The following is a 16,920-nucleotide window of genomic DNA, read 5'->3' as shown; positions in this document are numbered from 1 at the left end:
ATAGCTCAAACCTTCCGATTTAAGCAGAAATCGAAGTCCGTAAACGGTGTGTTTAAAATACGATTGCGAAGGCGATTTAGATTTTTTCTGAAGGTAAAAGAGGTAATCATGAATTTGCTCGGGATCCAATTCTGTAGGAATTTTCCCGAAATGTAGCGACACCGCAGCGACGTGTCTGGAGTAATTTTGAAACGTACTTTGGCTTCTTCCCAACACCGAAACCGTACGTTCAAACCTATGCAAAAGTTCCGCAAATCCCGGAATTTCGCGCTTTGCCTGATTGATGAGTTTGTTTTCTCTAAGCGCTTCTACACTCTTTTTTTTGTTGCCATTTTGCTGATTTTTAATTAGTTTTACAAAGTAACTAAATATGGCGCTGAGAAAGCTACCGAAGGTTTAGTTCAACATCGTATTGGCGAAATGGCGGGTTAAGGGAGAAATAGAAAGTTTCTCCTTTTTTTTCGCAACAGCCTTTTATATTTCCTTTTTTCATAAATTTAGAAAATAATAAAAGGCTGTTGCTTAGCTTAGTGCAAAATTGAAAGTTTTCGCTTTCTAATCCGCCACTATCGCCAATACGCGGCCCGTTATATGCAATGCACCAAGCTCGGTTACAAAAATCAAAATTTCAAAAATTAAGAACTGAATTAAAAATAAACTGTAAAAATTAAAACCTTTCCCAGCCCAAAATTTATTCTTTTTCCAACACCTTTTTTGTCAACGCTCATCAGCACATTTGCCAAACTCCAACGCTTAAACAGCAACTTATTTTGCAAAAGAGCTGATTTTAAATATCCAAAAAAATATGTCAAATAAAATTAATTTTGTTAACCCAATTTTCTTTTATATATTTGAAAAACAACATGAAATAAAATTTATGAAAAAAATATTATTGTTATTACTTGTTATTTCTGTTTTCAGTTGTAATGATAGAGGAACAGAAACAGAAACATCTCCTAATGTTGATTTTTGCAAAATTGAAAGAGTTTTTTCTTCTGAAATTAAAGACCTAATTGGACAATTAGTGTATTTAGAAGATAAAAAAAAATATGCAATAAAGAACTATCCATCTACACCCACAATTGATGAAGTTACTTTTTATATACTTTGCGATAAACCTGAAAATATAAATTTAAATGATTCAGTAAAATTTTCTTGTAAATCGTATAAATTCAATGAAAATGAAAATTACAATTCTGCTGTTAGTGGTACTGAATTTTACTTTGTAACAAACCTAAATATTATAAAATTATGAAAAAAAGTTTATTATTTCTATTTGTCTTATTTTCAATAATCCATAATGCTCAAATCCTTTATGATAATGGTGCAATTGATGAAAATAATTCAAAATACGAATTAGATGGCCGAAAATGGAATAAATCTAATATAACATATTATTTTGAAAACGGTACAAACGATATTTCAGGTGATAATGAAAGATTAGCTGTCAAAGAAGCATTTTCTGTTTGGAGTAATGCATCAAATCTAACATTTACAGAAGTTTTCAGTGCTAACAATGCTGATATTGTCATAAAATGGGCAACCGGAAATCATGGAGATGGAAGTAGTCATAGTTTTGATGGAACAAATGGGGTTCTAGCTCATGCTTTTTTTCCACCACCAAACTCGGGTGATCTCGCAGGTGATGTTCATTTTGATGATGATGAAAGTTGGACAGATCAATTTCAATACACCTCTTCACAACCAATTGATTTGGTCACAGTAGCTATTCATGAAATTGGACATTCTTTAGGATTAAAACATAGTCAAGACCCTAATGCTATTATGTATGCTTATTATTATGGTTCAAGACGACAACTTCATGATGATGACATTTTAGCAATTAGAAGTTTATATCCAAGAAGTGCTAATATTGTTGTTGGAAATAATAGTTTGTGTATAGATGAAATAGGCGATTTTAAAGTTCTTGCAACCCCTCTTTCTACAGATAATATAGTATGGACATTCTCTTCCAATCTACAACAAATACCAACTTTCAATCAAACACTTAAAGTAAAGGCCCTATCAAATGGTAGTGCTACAATTTCTGCGCGAATAAATAATGGTTCAATAATCACAAAAAAAATTATAATCGGAAAACCCATAGCCCAGTTAAATTATGTTTCTAATAATAATTACGTACATCTGAATTTAGAAGGCTTAAACGGTATTGATATCAATGATCAGGGCATAACTAATGTAACTTGGCAAAAAATAGCTGATTTAGGAGGTGGATGTACAGGATCCTTATCAGGAAATGGTCTTACAGGTTTAGGACATGGTAATTGTTTCAGTTGGAAAATGAAAATTAGAATTACAATTACAAATCCATGTGGCTCTCAAGTAATTGAACAAGAAATTACCCCAAGAGCACCAGATCCTTGTGATAATTACAGAATTGCAAATGAGGAAAACCAAAGAAATTCTTACCGTATTATTCTTCCTTGCGAAAAGACAGCAAATAAGAATAATACATCAATGAAAAATGATTTGAATATTATTGTAACTGATACATTAGGGAATATCATTATTAATACTAATCAATTAGAGTTTAGCTTAGCTAAGAATATTCAAGGTACATATTATGCAAAAATTATTAAAGATGGGAAAATTATTCATACTCAAACATTAATAAAAAAATAATAAAAAGCGGGTAGAAAAATCTACTCGCTTTTTTATTAGCTAACATCATAACTTAAAAAACAAATCATTATGTTATCAACATCAGAAGTAGGGCACGCCAAAATTCTAAAATAACTAACCAATAACTAAAGAGTTGCAATCCCAAAAATTGTAACTCTTTTCCATTTTTATAAAACTACCATCCGTATTTGTAAAACTCGCATCCTTATTTTTGAAACTTCCGTCCTCATTTATAAAACTCGCATCCGCAACTATAAAACTATCGTCCTGTTTTATAAAACTCCTATTCTTATCCTTAAAACTTCCGACCTATTTTATAAAACTCGCATCCGTAAGTATAAATTTTCCGTCCTAATTTGTAAAACTCCCATCCTATTTTATATTTCTTGCATCCTTCATCACAAAACAAGCAGAATAGTCCAACGCATAGGAAAAAGCACATTTGCACTCCGCTTCACCCACCGCAAAACCAAAGACTGCAAAAGAGCTTTTCCCTTCCCTCTTTTCCCCACCGCCAAAAAAGAATAAATTTCCCACCACTACTCCTGCATATTTTACAACTAACTGAATAAAAAGCACTGCATATAATAGCTAAGTTTTCGTTGCGTGCGCAGCACGAACAATGAAAACCCTGTTGAACGGAAGCTTTGGGAGCTTTTTTACATGTTTTTTCAACACTATGGATTTATCGTAAAATTTTTAGAAAATATTTCAAGAGAACAGGGCGTTCTCTTTTTTTTAGGCATTCGTTTTTGGCGAACTTTGTCGGTTTTATCGTGTTTTCCTTCACGTTGGGACATAATTTCCCTTACCCAAAAATCTATTTTTTAGGCGTTGGCTGACTTTGGCTCATCTCCAAAAACCAACTTGGCGGACCTCGAAGATCGAACGTGGCAATCGTTACCAAATTTCCAACTTTACAACAACTACATTTCGGCTGAAAAGCTTTAGGCGGAAGCTTTTCTTTGGGCTGGATGCCTAAATTTTGTTGCAGTTTTTTAAGCTTAATTAGTTTCCAAGTGCTGCTCAAAAAACCATAATGACGGATTTTTACAAATCTTTTGGGCAAAATATGCATCGCAAATCTTCGGATAAACTCTTCATGGCTTAAAACCATCTGCTTTTTGATGCCTTTTTGGCGGTAATCTTTGTAATCGAACGTTACATTTTCAGCATCAATTTTTCTGATTCTCTGGTTGCTGATGGCGATTTTATGCGTGTATCTGCCCAAATATTCTACCACAGATTTTGGGCTTGCAAAAGGCTTTTTGGCATAAACTACCCAAGGTTTTTCCCACAGATTTTGCCTGATTTTGGTATATTCTTTAAGGTTTTTATCTTTTAATTTCTCACAAAATTTAGCCCTGAAAACTTTACTCAAAGCCTTTACCGGAAGCAAAAATTTGCCGTCTGAACGTAGATTTTTCCAAGTTCCGTTTTCATCCACGCCGCCGCCCGGAACAATGCAGTGCAAATGCGGATGAAGGCTCAGATTCTGCCCCCAAGTGTGCAAAACAGCAATCATTCCCATTTTTAAACCTCGATTTTTTCCAAACAATTCAAGCGTTTCCCAGGCAGATTCAAATAAAAAATCGTACAACATTTTGGGCTCGTGAAGCGCGGTTTTGTTCAATACATCAGGAAGCGTAAAAACCACGTGGAAATAAGGTACCGGAAGCAGTTCGGTTTCCCGATTTTCAATCCATTGTTCTCGTTTTTTTCCCTGACATTTTGGGCAGTGACGGTTTCGGCAGGAGTTGTAACTGATGCTTACATTTCCACATTCATCACAAGCGTCAATATGACCACCCAAAGCAGAGGTACGGCATTTTTTCAACGCTGAAAGTGTTCGTAATTGCCAAGAATTAAGTCCTAAATCTTCCAATTTTGAACCTAATTTGTTTAAAACATCGGCGACTTCGTATTGAGGTTGAGATTGAGATTGTGGTTGAGTTGGCTGTTTTTTTATGGTTTTAAAACCTCTCATTTCTTCCCAAATTCTGAAAACAAAGTATCGAGCGGTGAAAAGAGTTTTTGTGTGGAAAGTTGTGCAATTTGGAGATAAATCAACGTCGTATCAATACTTTCGTGGCCGAGGAGATTTTTGATGCTCAAAATATCCATCCCATCTTCCAGAAGATGCGTCGCAAAACTGTGCCGAAGCGTATGAACACTAACTTCTTTCAAGATTTTTGCTGCTCTTGATGCCTGTTTTACCGCCCACTGAACGCCTCTTTGTGAGTAGCGGGAATCAAACTCTCCGCCGGCTCTTCCTTCTCGTGGCATTCCAAAGAGATAATCTTCTGGTTTTTCAGCTTCGATATACTTTTTGAGTCCCCGAATCAAATGTTCGGAAAGTGGCAAATAGCGGTCTTTTTTGCCTTTTCCCTGAACCACTTTCAACTGTTTTCTATCAAAATCTAAGTCGCATAAACGCAGATTTCTAACCTCCATACAGCGGAGTCCGCAGCCGTAAAGGATGCCGATCAAGATTTTATGTTTTAAAAGTTTACAGCCGGACAACATCTGCCAAACCTCCTGTTTACTAAGCACTACAGGCAGTTTTTTCTCTCTTTTAATTTCCGGAAGACTCAAATAATCATAGCTCAAACCTTCCGATTTAAGCAGAAATCGAAGTCCGTAAACGGTGTGTTTAAAATACGATTGCGAAGGCGATTTAGATTTTTTCTGAAGGTAAAAAAGGTAATCATGAATTTGCTCTGAATCCAATTCTGTAGGAATTTTCCCGAAATGTAGCGACACCGCAGCCACGTGTCTGGAGTAATTTTGAAACGTACTTTGGCTTCTTCCCAACACCGAAACCGTACGTTCAAACCTTTGCAAAAGCTCCGCAAATCCCGGAACTTCGCGCTTTGCCTGATTGATGATTTTGTTTTCTCTGAGCTCTTCTAAACTCTTTTTTTTGTTGCCATTCTATTGATTTTTTAATTAGTTTTACAAAGTAATCAAAAATATGCAGACGGGGCTACCGAAGGTTTAGTTCAACAAAGTGGCTAGGAAATCTACTCCTACAAGAAGTTCTTCTTCCGGTGGTGGCTCTTCTTCCAGTTCAACAGCGTCTAATTCTGGCTCATCAAGCTCAGCTGGAACTACGACTACTCAGAAAAAAGGATGGAGTAGTGCTGCAAAAGGTACGGTTATTGGTACAGTTGGTGGAGCGGCTGCAGGTGCGATCATCAGTAAAAAAAATCCAGGTCTTGGAGCGGTGATTGGTGGCGTTGCAGGTGGAGCTACTGGTTACACAATTGGTAGAGCCAATGATAGAAAAACTGGTCGCGTACAGAAGTAAATTTTCTTCATATATATTTTAACACGGAAAGATTGCTTATTTTTATAGGCAATCTTTTTTTATGCTTTTACTTCTCATATCTATTATAGGATTATTGATTGTTAATTTCGGAGTGGGATTAATCATCAAAAATGTTCTCAAAACAGAAAATCAAAGTTTTGTTTTGACCTCTTTTTTGGGTATTCTAAGCATTACATTATTGCAAACCATAATTGCTTTTTTTTCTCCAGCAAATAGTTTTGTCGAATTTGTTTTTCTAATTTTTGGAAGCATTGGATTTCTACTTTTTCTGAAAAAGAAAGATCTTTCGTATCTCGATTTTAGAAAAAACATCAATTTTTGGTTTTACTTATTGTTTACGATGATTGTTTTTGTTGGTTCATTTTCTCCTTATTTTTATGACCATTCCAGTTATTACGTTCCTACGATTTCTTATTTGAAAGAATTTGGATTGGTAAATGGGATTTCGAATCTCGATTTATTACTTGGACAAACCTCTTTTTGGCATATTTATCAAGCTATTTTTTCACATTTTATCGATGTTTTTTTTAAGATTAATACTTATTTATTGGTTCTTTTTCTAATTTATATCTACGAAAGGAAACAATATTTTTTGTTGATTTTTATTCCAATATTTTTAGTTTTTGTTCAACAGCCAAGTCCGGATTTACCAATATTAATTATCACTTTAATTGTCATTAATGAATTGATGAATAAAAGAGAAAAACCAATTCTTTTATATTTGTCGATGTTTGCATTTTGCATAAAACCGATAATTTTTTGGCTTCCAATTTTGGTGATTTTACACGGATTTAGTCAAAAGAAATTCAGTATCAAATGGATGATTCCGGTTTTTGGATTGGGGATTTTGTTAATGATAAAAAATATTTGGCTTTTTGGATTTCCCATTTTTCCAATATCATTTCCAGATTTTGATTTATCTTGGAAACCGAGCCAGGAGATATTGACTTATTCGTCTCAGATTGGATTACTAAAATCTTATGATATGAAATATTCTTATCAGCAGGTTTCAGAATTTAATTTTTTTGAAAAAATATACTATTGGTTTTTAATTGGTTATAAATCTATTCTGAATGTTGGAATTCTCATTTCACTTTTAATTATAACGATTTTCACATTTAAGAAAAAGGAGAGATTTTATTATTTATTATTGATTTGTTTAATTGTAAAATCGATATTAATATTTTCATTTTCAGCTCAATATCGTTTTTTTATTGATGTTTATTTGGTTGCAATATTTTTATTAGTCAAAAATGTTTCAGAACAAAAAGCAATTTTTACATCTGTTTTCTTATCTGTTTTAATTTCCACTATTTTCACATTTCCTGGATTTGTACAGAGGTTTGATGTTGGAAAAAAAATGACTAGTTTCAGTTGGCCACAACTTTATCAACCAAAAGAAAATAAATCGGTCAATATCAATACCGAATATAAAATTGGAAATTTGAATTTTTATGTTCCAAAATTTCCTTTTCAGAAAGATTTTTTTCCTTCACTTAATATTTATGATTTAAAGTTGTATGATTATTATGGTGTTTTTCCACAGTACATTGGGAAAGATTTCAAACAAGGATTTTATCAAAGAAAATTAAATCAGCAAGAGAAAAATCAATTAAAGAAAATCATCTCCGAAACCGAGAAATACAATCCAAAAGTCCCTTAAAAAATCTCTATCTTTGAATATCATTTTTAAATTAAATTCAACTTTGGATTTAATTCTTCATTTTTAATTATTAATTACCCAAAATGCCCGATTTTTTACATCCCGACAAAGACAATTATTCTGATGACGATTTGTTTCAAGAAGAAAAAATCCGTCCGCAGAGTTTTCGAGATTTTGCCGGACAAAGAAAAACGTTGGACAATCTGGAAGTTTTCGTAGCAGCAGCTAAAAATCGTGGAAACGCTCTGGATCACGTTCTTTTGCACGGTCCTCCAGGATTAGGGAAAACGACTTTATCTCATATTATTGCCAACGAATTAGGTGTTAATTGTAAAATCACTTCTGGTCCAGTTCTAGATAAGCCGGGAAGTTTGGCAGGATTACTTACGAATCTTGAAGAAAACGATGTCCTTTTTATCGATGAAATTCATCGTTTGTCACCAATTGTGGAAGAATATCTCTATTCTGCAATGGAAGATTATAAGATTGACATCATGCTGGAAACTGGTCCTAATGCGAGAAGTGTTCAGATTGGGCTTAATCCATTTACATTAATTGGTGCAACGACGAGAAGCGGAATGTTGACCAAACCAATGCTCGCAAGATTTGGAATCCAAAGCAGACTAGAATACTACACTATTGAACTTCTAGGAATGATTATCGAAAGAAGCGCACGTGTTTTGGGCGTTCCAATCTACGAAGATGCTGCACTCGAAATTGCCAGAAGAAGCCGAGGAACTCCCCGAATTGCCAATGCACTTTTGCGTAGAGTTCGTGACTTTGCAGAAATCAAAGGAAATGGAGAAATCGAAATCGAAATCACAAAGTTTGCATTGAATTCTCTCAATGTAGATGAATTTGGTTTAGATGATATGGATAACAAAATAATGCGTGTGATGATAGAAAACTTCCGTGGAAAACCAGTCGGGATTTCTGCACTTGCGACTTCAATTGGAGAAAATCCAGAAACTTTGGAAGAGGTTTATGAGCCGTTTTTGATTCAGGAAGGTTTTATTATTCGAACGCCGAGAGGAAGAGAAGTGACGGATAAAGCTTACAAACATTTGAATATTTCCAGACCTAAGAATACGGGTGAATTGTTTTAATAATTCATTCGAATTAATCTTTCATAATAATGTTCATCCCAAAAATCTACAAAAGCGAAGACCCAGAATTGATGAAAAAAATCATCAGTGAAAATGCTTTTGCACTTTTAATTTCAAATAAAGAAAAATTATCAGCAACACATTCTATGTTTTTGTTGAATGAAAATGATGGAGATTTTTTTCTTGAAACTCATATTTCTAAAGTTAATTTTCAAGCTAAAGTTTTGAAGGATAATGATGAGGTTTTATGTGATTTTTTAGGCGCTCATTCTTATATTTCGTCCTCTTGGTATGAGAAACCAAATGTTTCAACTTGGAATTACGAAGCCGTTCAAATTCGTGGAAAAGTGAAATTGATGACGGATGAAGAATTATACAAACATTTGGAAAAGCTTACTTTTAAATATGAGAAAGTCCAGAAATGTCCAATGTTTGTCGAAAATATGGGAGACGAACTCGTAAAAAAAGAAATGAAGGGTGCGTTCGGAATCAATATTTATCCAACAGAAATTTATATCGCAAATAAATTAAGTCAAAATAGAAAAGACAATGATTTTGAAAATATTATTCTTAATTTAGAGCAATCAGATTTTGATAACGATAAAAAAATTGCAGAGTTGATGAAGGAGAATCGAGGTTTGATTTAACAACTCTATCAAAGAAAAACAAAGTATTTATGAAACTCTATCCAATCCAATGCGGAAAATTTAAACTTGATGGCGGTGCAATGTTCGGTGTTGTTCCAAAAACACTTTGGGAAAAAACGAATCCTGCTGATGAAAGAAACCTTATCGAATTAGGAACTCGCTCGCTTTTAGTAGAAGACGGCAAAAAATTAATCCTAATCGATTGTGGACTTGGAGATAAACAAGATGAAAAATTCTTTGGTCATTATTCGCTTTGGGGTGATGATTCTTTGGATAAAAACCTGAAGAGATTCGGTTTTGTAAGAGAAGATATTACGGATATTTTTTTGACGCATCTTCATTTTGATCATTGCGGTGGCGCAGTAGAATGGAATGATGACAAGTCGGGTTACAGACCGGCGTTCAAAAATGCACATTTCTGGACGAATGAAAATCATTGGAAATGGGCAACAGAACCGAATCCAAGAGAGAAAGCAAGCTTTTTAAAAGAAAATATTTTTCCATTAGAAGAAAGTGGACAACTCAATTTCTTACCATTACCAACGACAGGAAATTATGGATTCGCTCCTGATTTGAAAATGGATGTGATTTTTGTTGATGGACATACAGAGAAACAAATGCTTCCGGTTCTTCAATATCAAGAAAAAACGATTGTTTTCGCAGCAGATTTGATTCCGACTGTTGGGCATATTCCGCAGGTTTATGTGATGGGTTACGATACAAGACCGTTGTTGACGATGGAAGAAAAAGGAAAATTCTTAAAGCAATGTGTGGATAACGAATATCTTTTGTTTTTTGAACACGATGCAAATCACGAGTTGGCAAGTCTTAAAATGACGGAAAGAGGCGTGAAACTTGATCAGACATTTAGTTTTAATGAAGTTTTTGGATATTAAATTATGGATATAAAAGATACAATTTCAACTCAAGACGAAGACATTCCCATACCCAAGATCATTGGATTAACTGGCGGAATTGGTTCAGGAAAAACAACAGTAGCAAGAATTCTGGAGGAAAAAGGATTTCCTGTTTATTACTCGGATGACGAAGCTAAAAATATTGTTAATAAAGATTCTATTCTCAAGGAGAAAATCATTGAGCTTTTAGGAAATGAAGCTTATTCAGATGGAATTTATAACAGAAAGTATGTCGCAGAAAAAGTCTTCAATGATTCTGAACTTCTGGAGCAATTGAATCATTTGATTCATCCGGCTGTAAAAATCGATTTCGAAAAATGGGTTGCTTCTCAAACTTCAGAGTTTGTCTTTAAAGAAACAGCACTTCTTTTTGAACTGAAATTAAATCAGCAATGTTACAAATCTGTTCTGATTACCGCTGATGATAATTTCAGAATCAAAAGAACAATGGACAGAGATGGTAAAACTTACAGAGAGGTAGAAGCGGTCATCCAAAAGCAAATGCCTGAAAAGGAAAAATGTAAATTGGCAGATTATATCATTTATAATAATTCTGATTTAGATAGTCTGCAAGTAGCAACGGAAGGTTTCCTAGAAGACCTTAATTAAAAAAATCATCTTAAAAATAAAATTCCCCAAATCATTGATTCGGGGAATTTTTGTTATTGTAATGAACTAGGTTTTAGTTCTTGATGAATTTGGTTTGAGATTTCTCTCCGTTAGATTCTAAAGATAAGATGTAAACACCTTTTGCTAATTTAGAAACATTTACTTTTCCATCAGTTGTTCCTTGGTAAACCAATTGTCCACCTACAGAGTAGATCTCGAATTTAGTTTTAGAAGAAACATTAGAGATGTTGATTACATCAACTGCTGGATTTGGATAAACACTAATGTTGTTTTTCTTAACATCTGTTACTGCTAGAGTTTCAGAAATCTTAACTGCATAGTCTTCAACTTCACCATAAGTGTAAGATGCGCATGGGCCTGTTGGCGCAGTATTGTATCTCATAATTACTCTCATTCCGAGTGTTTTATCTCCGCTGTATGCGGTTTCTGGAACTGCAAAAGTAGATGTAACAGTAGCCGTGGTGCTAGGTGCGCTAGTCATTACTTTTTCAGAAGCGTCGTAAGTTCCATCTCTGTTAAAATCAATCCAAACAGCAACTGCTTCACTATAAGTTGCTCCTGTCCAAGCTTTGGTTACTGCTATTGTATTTCCTGTGGAACCTTTGGTTAACTGAACCAATCTTGTGTCGTCACCACTGTAATCTGTGTAAGTGTTAGCTCCAGAAGTACTAGTCATAACGGTGCCACTATTTGCTGGTGTTACCACAACTTTTGAGATATATTCGTCTCCAGCATTACTAGAAGAAACTGTACAATATGTAAGTCCTAAAGTTTTGAATGTTTCATTAGCATAAGCGCCTGTAGTTCCGCTACAAACTGCAGCAACTTCTACATCGTAATTTGTGTCTTCTTCTAATTCTGTAATATTGTAAGTATTGGTTGCGATATCATTTACAACGGTCCAGCTAGTCTCGCTTGCTTTTTTATATCTTACAGAATATGTTGCATTAGCTACAGCGTCCCAATCTATTTTTGCACTTGTTTGGGTAATAGCCGAAGTTGCTAATCCTGCAGGTGCGGTACCGTCGCAGTTGACCATTGCAGAAACCGTTACTTTACTTGCCGCGTAAAAAACGTTTCCTATAGCAGAGACTCTTACAGTTAGTACTGTGTTTGTAGGAAAACTTGAAAAACTTATTTCTTCAGTTCCGTCATTTGGAGTAGATTCTGCTAAAACTGTCCAGCTTGCGCCGTTGTCCGTTGTATAATCAATTTTGACATCGGTTACGTTATAAGGAGCAGCAGTTGTTCCAACTGGATCCCAAGTGAATGCACCAGTAGCGTTGTTGTAAACTTTTGAAGATGTTATTTTAAATGGTCCTGCAGCACCTACAATCACTCTTTGCGTTGCATATTGAGTCTGTTGTTGTGCAACATCAGGATTGTTATCTCTTACAGTTACTTTAAAATTAGTTGTTCTAGCTACAGTAGAAACAGCTTCCCAATCTGTTGTGCTTTTTAAGTGTCCGGCTAGAACTGTTTCTAGCTTAGGGAAATATCTTGTTGGGTTTGTAGTAGGAGTCCAAGATCTAAAAGTTGGACCATTGGTGTTGTTTCCTAAATTAGCAATTGTAGTTGGAGTGGTTGCGCTATCGGTTTGATCCCAGCCATATGTAATTGGATTGCCTTCCGGATCTGTAGCTTGTGCTGTTAGAACAAAAGCTGTGCTTTTTGGAATTGTAACATTCGCCATAGCAACAATCGTAGGAGGTTGATTTGTAATAGGCGTTTCTATATCACAAGTCTTAGATGTAAGATTGTTCTGAATCTGAATAATACTATTGATATGGAAATAAGGATCAGAATGATCTTGTAAATCTGTAGCTCCTGTAATACCTGCATATCCCATAATGGTAGATCCGGATCCTGGCTCCACATTTTGACCTGTTCCTTCTAGGCCATGAGAAAAAGTATGGTTAGCGCCTAATTGATGACCCATTTCGTGGGCTACATAATCGATATCAAAGTTATCGCCTTGGGGGATTCCGTCTGCAGGTGAAGTGATACCAGAACCTTTTCCTAGAGGTGTAATTGTTGTTGGATTAATACAAACACAACCAATACAACCTGCATTTCCGCCACCTCCAGATGCTCCAAACATATGGCCAATGTCGTAATTGTCGTTACCAACATTGTTTGTTAAAGTAGTCTGTAGTTGTTGGTTCCATCCATTTAAGGATGTACCGTAAGGATCTGTACTTGCATTAGTATAAATTACATCAGGAAAATCTTGTAAAATTAAGTGTAATGCAAAATCATTTTCAAAAATACCGTTACAACGAGTTAATGTTGCGTTGATTGCTGTCAAAGCGCCTGCAACAGTACCTCCATGAAATGTTGTATATTCACCATTTACAGACATTGCCAAACGCATTGTTCTATATTTTTGATCAGAAGATTTTGAAAAGTCTTTTGAATCATTAGCAAAAGTGGATTCGCTGGCAAGTTTGTCTATTTGTTTTTTCGAAAAAGCAGGCTCTGTACTTTCACATAACCAAGAGCCATTTGCACCGCTAGTTTTGTTGGTTTTTGGATGAACACCATAAACGGTTTTTTCTTTGTTTTGTGGTTCTACAAACTCATAAACACCGTTTTTGATAATCATAGATTGGAAATCGTTAGGTGCTACAGAAAATCTAATGTATTTTTCTGGATCATCAACACCAGTCCCAACATAGGATCCCAATTGGTATTTGTCGGCCAAAGATTGTACAACAACTGGTAGGCTGTAAACTGCAAATTTTTCAATTTTGCCACCTAGTGTAGGGACACTAATGATTACAGGCTTGCTTCCTTTTCCTGTTGGTTGAGCACTTGTTAATTGTGTGCGGATTGCATCCACATCAACAGTGTAGAAGCTGGTAGCTCCATTTTGACGCAGACTTTCTCCTTTCATAGAAGTAGGGCTCCATTGTGCAAATGCACTAGTGGCTAATCCAAGAGAAAGTAGAGTAGTAAAAAACTTCTTCATACTTAAAATTTAATTTTAATCAAATATAGAGGTTTTTTAGTTGTCATAAAGCAAAAATGCGTCATTTATTTTGACGCATTTTTAATTTTTAATTAAATAGTGAAGATTACATGTAAATCAAATTACTTTTTTGTAACCATACTATAAAGAAACAGTAGAATCACTGCACCTCCAATTGAAAGAAGCCAGCTCATTGGACTCCAAAAAGAAGTAACATCAATATTCAGTAACATTGTTCCAAGCCAACCACCTAACATGGCACCAAGAATTCCAATAATGATTGTTACAATCCAACCGCCAGGATCTTTGCCAGGATGAATAGCTTTTGCAATAGCACCCGCAATAAGACCGAAAATAATCCAAGTTAAAATACCCATAGTTTAAAATTTTTAATGTTAATAGTGTGATTTGTTTATCTTTTTCTAAAGAATGAATTTACAAATTCCATACCATTAAAAATCTGAAGGTCTTCCATCTTTTCTCCTACTCCAATATATTTTACAGGAATTTGAAATTGATCAGAAATGCCAATTACAACACCTCCTTTTGCTGTACCATCTAGTTTGGTTACAGCCAAAGCCGTTACCTCTGTAGCTGCTGTGAATTGTTTTGCTTGTTCAAAAGCATTTTGCCCAGTAGAGCCGTCCAAAACTAATAAAACTTCGTGTGGAGCTTCTGGAATTACTTTTTGCATTACACGCTTTATTTTGGAAAGCTCGTTCATTAGGTTGATTTTGTTATGTAATCTTCCTGCTGTGTCTATAATCACTACATCTGCATTCTGCGCAACTGCAGATTGAACTGTGTCAAATGCAACAGAAGCTGGATCAGATCCCATTTCTTGCTTTACAATAGGAACGCCAACGCGTTCACTCCATATTACTAATTGATCTACAGCTGCTGCACGGAAAGTATCTGCTGCTCCAAGAACAACTTTCAAACCCTGAGATTTGAATTGATTTGCAAGTTTTCCAATTGTTGTGGTTTTTCCAACACCATTTACACCTACGACCATTATCACATAAGGTTTTTTGCTTGTGTCGATATTGTCTGTGTCAAGATGAGGATTGTCTAAAAGAAGTCCAGAAATTTCTTCACGTAGAATGTTATCCAATTCGCTTACGTTGACATATTTGTCTCTTGCAACTCGATCTTCTATTCTTTTGATGATTTTGATAGTCGTTTCAGCGCCTACATCAGAAGCAATAAGGACTTCTTCTAAGTCATCCAAGACTTCATCATCTACGGTGTTTTTCCCTACAACAGCGCGAGATATTTTATCAAAAAAACCTTGGCTAGATTTTTCTAAACCTTTGTCTAGGGTTTCTTTATCTTCTTTTTTAAATATTTTTTTAAACCAACTCATTATTAATATAGATGATGAATGATAATTGATAAATGATTTTATCAGTAGCAAATATAACAAAAAAACTACCCTTAAAAAGAGTAGCTTTCTATATTGTATTCGATTGAGGAATTATTTTTTCAAAAATCCTTCAACTTCGTCAGCGTTCATTACTTTTTCTTCAAAAACGTAAGCGTCTGATTTAGAAGACTTAACCATTTTGATTACTTTTGTCATTTTTTTTGAACCAGCTCCACCTTGAAGTGTTGCTACTACTTTTTTTGCCATTGTAAAATATTTTTATAAATTACTTAATTTCTTTGTGAACAGTATATTTCTTAAGAACTGGATTGAATTTTTTAAGCTCCAATCTCTCTGTAGTGTTCTTTTTATTTTTTGTAGTAATGTATCTTGACATTCCTGCTACACCGCTTTCTTTATGCTCAGTACATTCTAGAATTACCTGAACTCTGTTACCTTTTTTAGCCATTACTTAGTAGTGTTTTTAATAAATCCATTTCTAGCAGCTCTTTCAAGTGCTTCTTCAATTCCAATTTTATTGATAACTCTAAGTCCGTGAGCAGAAACTTTAAGAGTTACTGATTTTTCTTGCTCAGGAAGATAAAACTTCTTCTCTAGCAAGTTAATTTCAAAACGTCTTTTCGTTTTGTTATTAGCGTGAGAAACATTGTTTCCTACCATTGCACGCTTACCTGTTATTTGGCAAATTCTTGACATATCTCGATGTTCTTTTGACTAATGAATATTTGAGAGTGCAAAATAACGGATTATTTTTTACACAGACAAATTATTTTAAAATAATTATTAAAAATTAAACCTGAAATATTAATAATTAATATTTCGCCTCAAAGATTTGTAATATATTGGAAATCTTTAGTTCTCGATGAAAAATTTTACATTTTCAATAAAATCTTCTCGTATTGTGATTTGAAAAAATCTTTAAAAAGAGCCTTAATATGTGACTTAGTTTTAGTTTAATTCGTGATTTAAAACAAACCATTCAGCTCTGCATCTATTCTTTCTAATATAGAGCCGAAGTCTTCTGGTTTTTCTACAAAGTCTAGGTTGTCCACATCTATAACAAGAAGTTTTCCTTCTTTGTAGTTTTCTATCCAGTTTTGATATTTGTTATTCAATTTAGAAAGATAATCTATACTGATTCCGGCTTCGTATTCTCTTCCTCTTTTGGCGATTTGTCTTACTAAAGTTGGAACGTCTGCTCTAAGGTAAATTAACAGATCTGGAGCAGAGACAAAGTCTTTCATCAGGTTGAATACTGATAAATAATTTTTAAAATCTCTCTCAGAAAGCAAGTTCATCTCAGCTAGGTTTTCTGCGAAAATGTGTGCGTCTTCGTAGATTGTTCTGTCTTGGATGACATTTTTGCCACTCTCGCGAATTTCTTTTACTTGTCGGAATCTGCTTCCTAAAAAATAAATCTGAAGTGCAAAACTCCATTTTGACATATCGCCATAAAAATCATCCAAATAAGGATTGTGGTCAACATCTTCGAATTGTGCTTCCCAGTTGTAATGCTTGGATAGCATTGTTGTAAGGGTTGTTTTTCCAGCTCCGATATTTCCTGTAACAGCGATGTGCATTCTTTAAAGTCTAATTAATTGTTATTTGATACTGATAAGAGAAAA

At 34.5% G+C, this 16,920-nt stretch carries 18 protein-coding genes; 8 read left to right on the top strand and 10 right to left on the bottom strand.

Annotated features, from left to right (window positions below; translation table 11 throughout):
* Nucleotides 1-243: phage integrase N-terminal SAM-like domain-containing protein (locus DRF58_RS10205; RefSeq protein ID WP_245955401.1), on the bottom strand; the 243-nt coding region annotated here is incomplete at its 3' end.
* 562 nt (nt 244-805) lie between these two features.
* Here DRF58_RS10205 and DRF58_RS10200 point away from each other — a divergent pair.
* Together DRF58_RS10200 and DRF58_RS10195 are read left to right on the top strand one after the other, a co-directional pair.
* A complete protein-coding gene (locus tag DRF58_RS10200; RefSeq protein ID WP_116035176.1) occupies nt 806-1,255 on the top strand; it encodes a hypothetical protein in 450 nt (149 codons plus the stop codon).
* Nucleotides 1,252-2,643, top strand: coding sequence for a matrixin family metalloprotease (locus DRF58_RS10195; RefSeq protein WP_116035175.1), 1,392 nt, complete (start codon nt 1,252-1,254; stop codon nt 2,641-2,643). The genes DRF58_RS10200 and DRF58_RS10195 overlap by 4 nt, the downstream gene beginning before the upstream one ends.
* An 820-nt stretch (nt 2,644-3,463) precedes the next feature.
* On the opposite strand, the gene DRF58_RS10185 is transcribed toward DRF58_RS10195, so the two are convergent.
* Together DRF58_RS10185 and DRF58_RS10180 are read right to left on the bottom strand one after the other, a co-directional pair.
* On the bottom strand, nt 3,464-4,630 hold the full coding sequence (locus DRF58_RS10185) for an IS91 family transposase (RefSeq protein WP_116035171.1): 1,167 nt from the start codon (nt 4,628-4,630) through the stop codon (nt 3,464-3,466).
* Nucleotides 4,627-5,487 (bottom strand): tyrosine-type recombinase/integrase, encoded by an 861-nt coding sequence (locus DRF58_RS10180; RefSeq protein ID WP_245955400.1) that lies wholly within the window; start codon nt 5,485-5,487, stop codon nt 4,627-4,629. The genes DRF58_RS10185 and DRF58_RS10180 overlap by 4 nt, the downstream gene beginning before the upstream one ends.
* A gap of 166 nt (nt 5,488-5,653) precedes the next feature.
* On the opposite strand from DRF58_RS10180, the gene DRF58_RS10175 reads away from it, so the two are divergent.
* The 6 genes from DRF58_RS10175 to coaE all read left to right on the top strand — a co-directional run bounded on the left by DRF58_RS10175 (nt 5,654) and on the right by coaE (nt 10,916).
* Complete coding sequence (locus tag DRF58_RS10175; protein ID WP_116035168.1) at nt 5,654-5,953, top strand: YMGG-like glycine zipper-containing protein; 300 nt, start codon at nt 5,654-5,656, stop codon at nt 5,951-5,953.
* Nucleotides 5,954-6,014: 61 nt separating this feature from the next.
* Nucleotides 6,015-7,637: an LIC_10190 family membrane protein gene (locus DRF58_RS10170; protein WP_116035167.1), complete on the top strand. Its 1,623-nt coding sequence runs from the start codon at nt 6,015-6,017 to the stop codon at nt 7,635-7,637.
* Nucleotides 7,638-7,720: 83 nt separating this feature from the next.
* Nucleotides 7,721-8,743: a Holliday junction branch migration DNA helicase RuvB gene (gene ruvB, locus DRF58_RS10165; protein WP_116035165.1), complete on the top strand. Its 1,023-nt coding sequence runs from the start codon at nt 7,721-7,723 to the stop codon at nt 8,741-8,743.
* Between the two features lie 29 nt (nt 8,744-8,772).
* Nucleotides 8,773-9,390, top strand: a complete 618-nt coding sequence (locus DRF58_RS10160; RefSeq protein ID WP_116035163.1) for an FMN-binding negative transcriptional regulator — start codon at nt 8,773-8,775, stop codon at nt 9,388-9,390.
* A 29-nt stretch (nt 9,391-9,419) separates the two neighbouring features.
* Nucleotides 9,420-10,286: an MBL fold metallo-hydrolase gene (locus tag DRF58_RS10155; protein ID WP_116035161.1), complete on the top strand. Its 867-nt coding sequence runs from the start codon at nt 9,420-9,422 to the stop codon at nt 10,284-10,286.
* A gap of 48 nt (nt 10,287-10,334) precedes the next feature.
* On the top strand, nt 10,335-10,916 hold the full coding sequence (gene coaE / locus DRF58_RS10150) for a dephospho-CoA kinase (protein WP_116035183.1): 582 nt from the start codon (nt 10,335-10,337) through the stop codon (nt 10,914-10,916).
* 73 nt (nt 10,917-10,989) lie between these two features.
* Here coaE and DRF58_RS10145 read toward each other — a convergent pair whose 3' ends face one another.
* From DRF58_RS10145 to DRF58_RS10115, 7 genes are all read right to left on the bottom strand, one after another.
* The gene (locus DRF58_RS10145; protein WP_116035160.1) at nt 10,990-13,908 is read right to left on the bottom strand and encodes a reprolysin-like metallopeptidase; all 2,919 of its coding nucleotides are present in this window, start codon (nt 13,906-13,908) and stop codon (nt 10,990-10,992) included.
* A gap of 122 nt (nt 13,909-14,030) precedes the next feature.
* Nucleotides 14,031-14,285: a GlsB/YeaQ/YmgE family stress response membrane protein gene (locus DRF58_RS10140; protein ID WP_116035158.1), complete on the bottom strand. Its 255-nt coding sequence runs from the start codon at nt 14,283-14,285 to the stop codon at nt 14,031-14,033.
* A gap of 35 nt (nt 14,286-14,320) precedes the next feature.
* The gene (ftsY, locus tag DRF58_RS10135; protein WP_116035154.1) at nt 14,321-15,274 is read right to left on the bottom strand and encodes a signal recognition particle-docking protein FtsY; all 954 of its coding nucleotides are present in this window, start codon (nt 15,272-15,274) and stop codon (nt 14,321-14,323) included.
* Nucleotides 15,275-15,385: 111 nt separating this feature from the next.
* Nucleotides 15,386-15,541, bottom strand: a complete 156-nt coding sequence (locus DRF58_RS10130) for a DUF4295 family protein (protein WP_074232947.1) — start codon at nt 15,539-15,541, stop codon at nt 15,386-15,388.
* Between the two features lie 19 nt (nt 15,542-15,560).
* Nucleotides 15,561-15,743 carry a 50S ribosomal protein L33 gene (gene rpmG, locus DRF58_RS10125; RefSeq protein WP_027384735.1) on the bottom strand — a complete coding sequence of 61 codons (183 nt, stop codon included), beginning with the start codon at nt 15,741-15,743 and terminating at the stop codon, nt 15,561-15,563.
* Entirely contained in the window at nt 15,743-15,991 is a 249-nt protein-coding gene (rpmB, locus tag DRF58_RS10120; RefSeq protein ID WP_027384734.1) for a 50S ribosomal protein L28, read from the bottom strand. Before rpmB ends, rpmG begins: the two co-directional genes overlap by 1 nt.
* A 269-nt stretch (nt 15,992-16,260) precedes the next feature.
* Nucleotides 16,261-16,875 (bottom strand): deoxynucleoside kinase, encoded by a 615-nt coding sequence (locus DRF58_RS10115; protein ID WP_116035151.1) that lies wholly within the window; start codon nt 16,873-16,875, stop codon nt 16,261-16,263.
* Between the last annotated feature and the right edge of the window lie 45 nt (nt 16,876-16,920).

Source organism: Epilithonimonas hispanica (assembly GCF_003385395.1).
Classification (GTDB): Bacteria; Bacteroidota; Bacteroidia; order Flavobacteriales; family Weeksellaceae; genus Epilithonimonas; species Epilithonimonas hispanica.
This window is presented reverse-complemented; position numbering and strand designations above follow the sequence as displayed.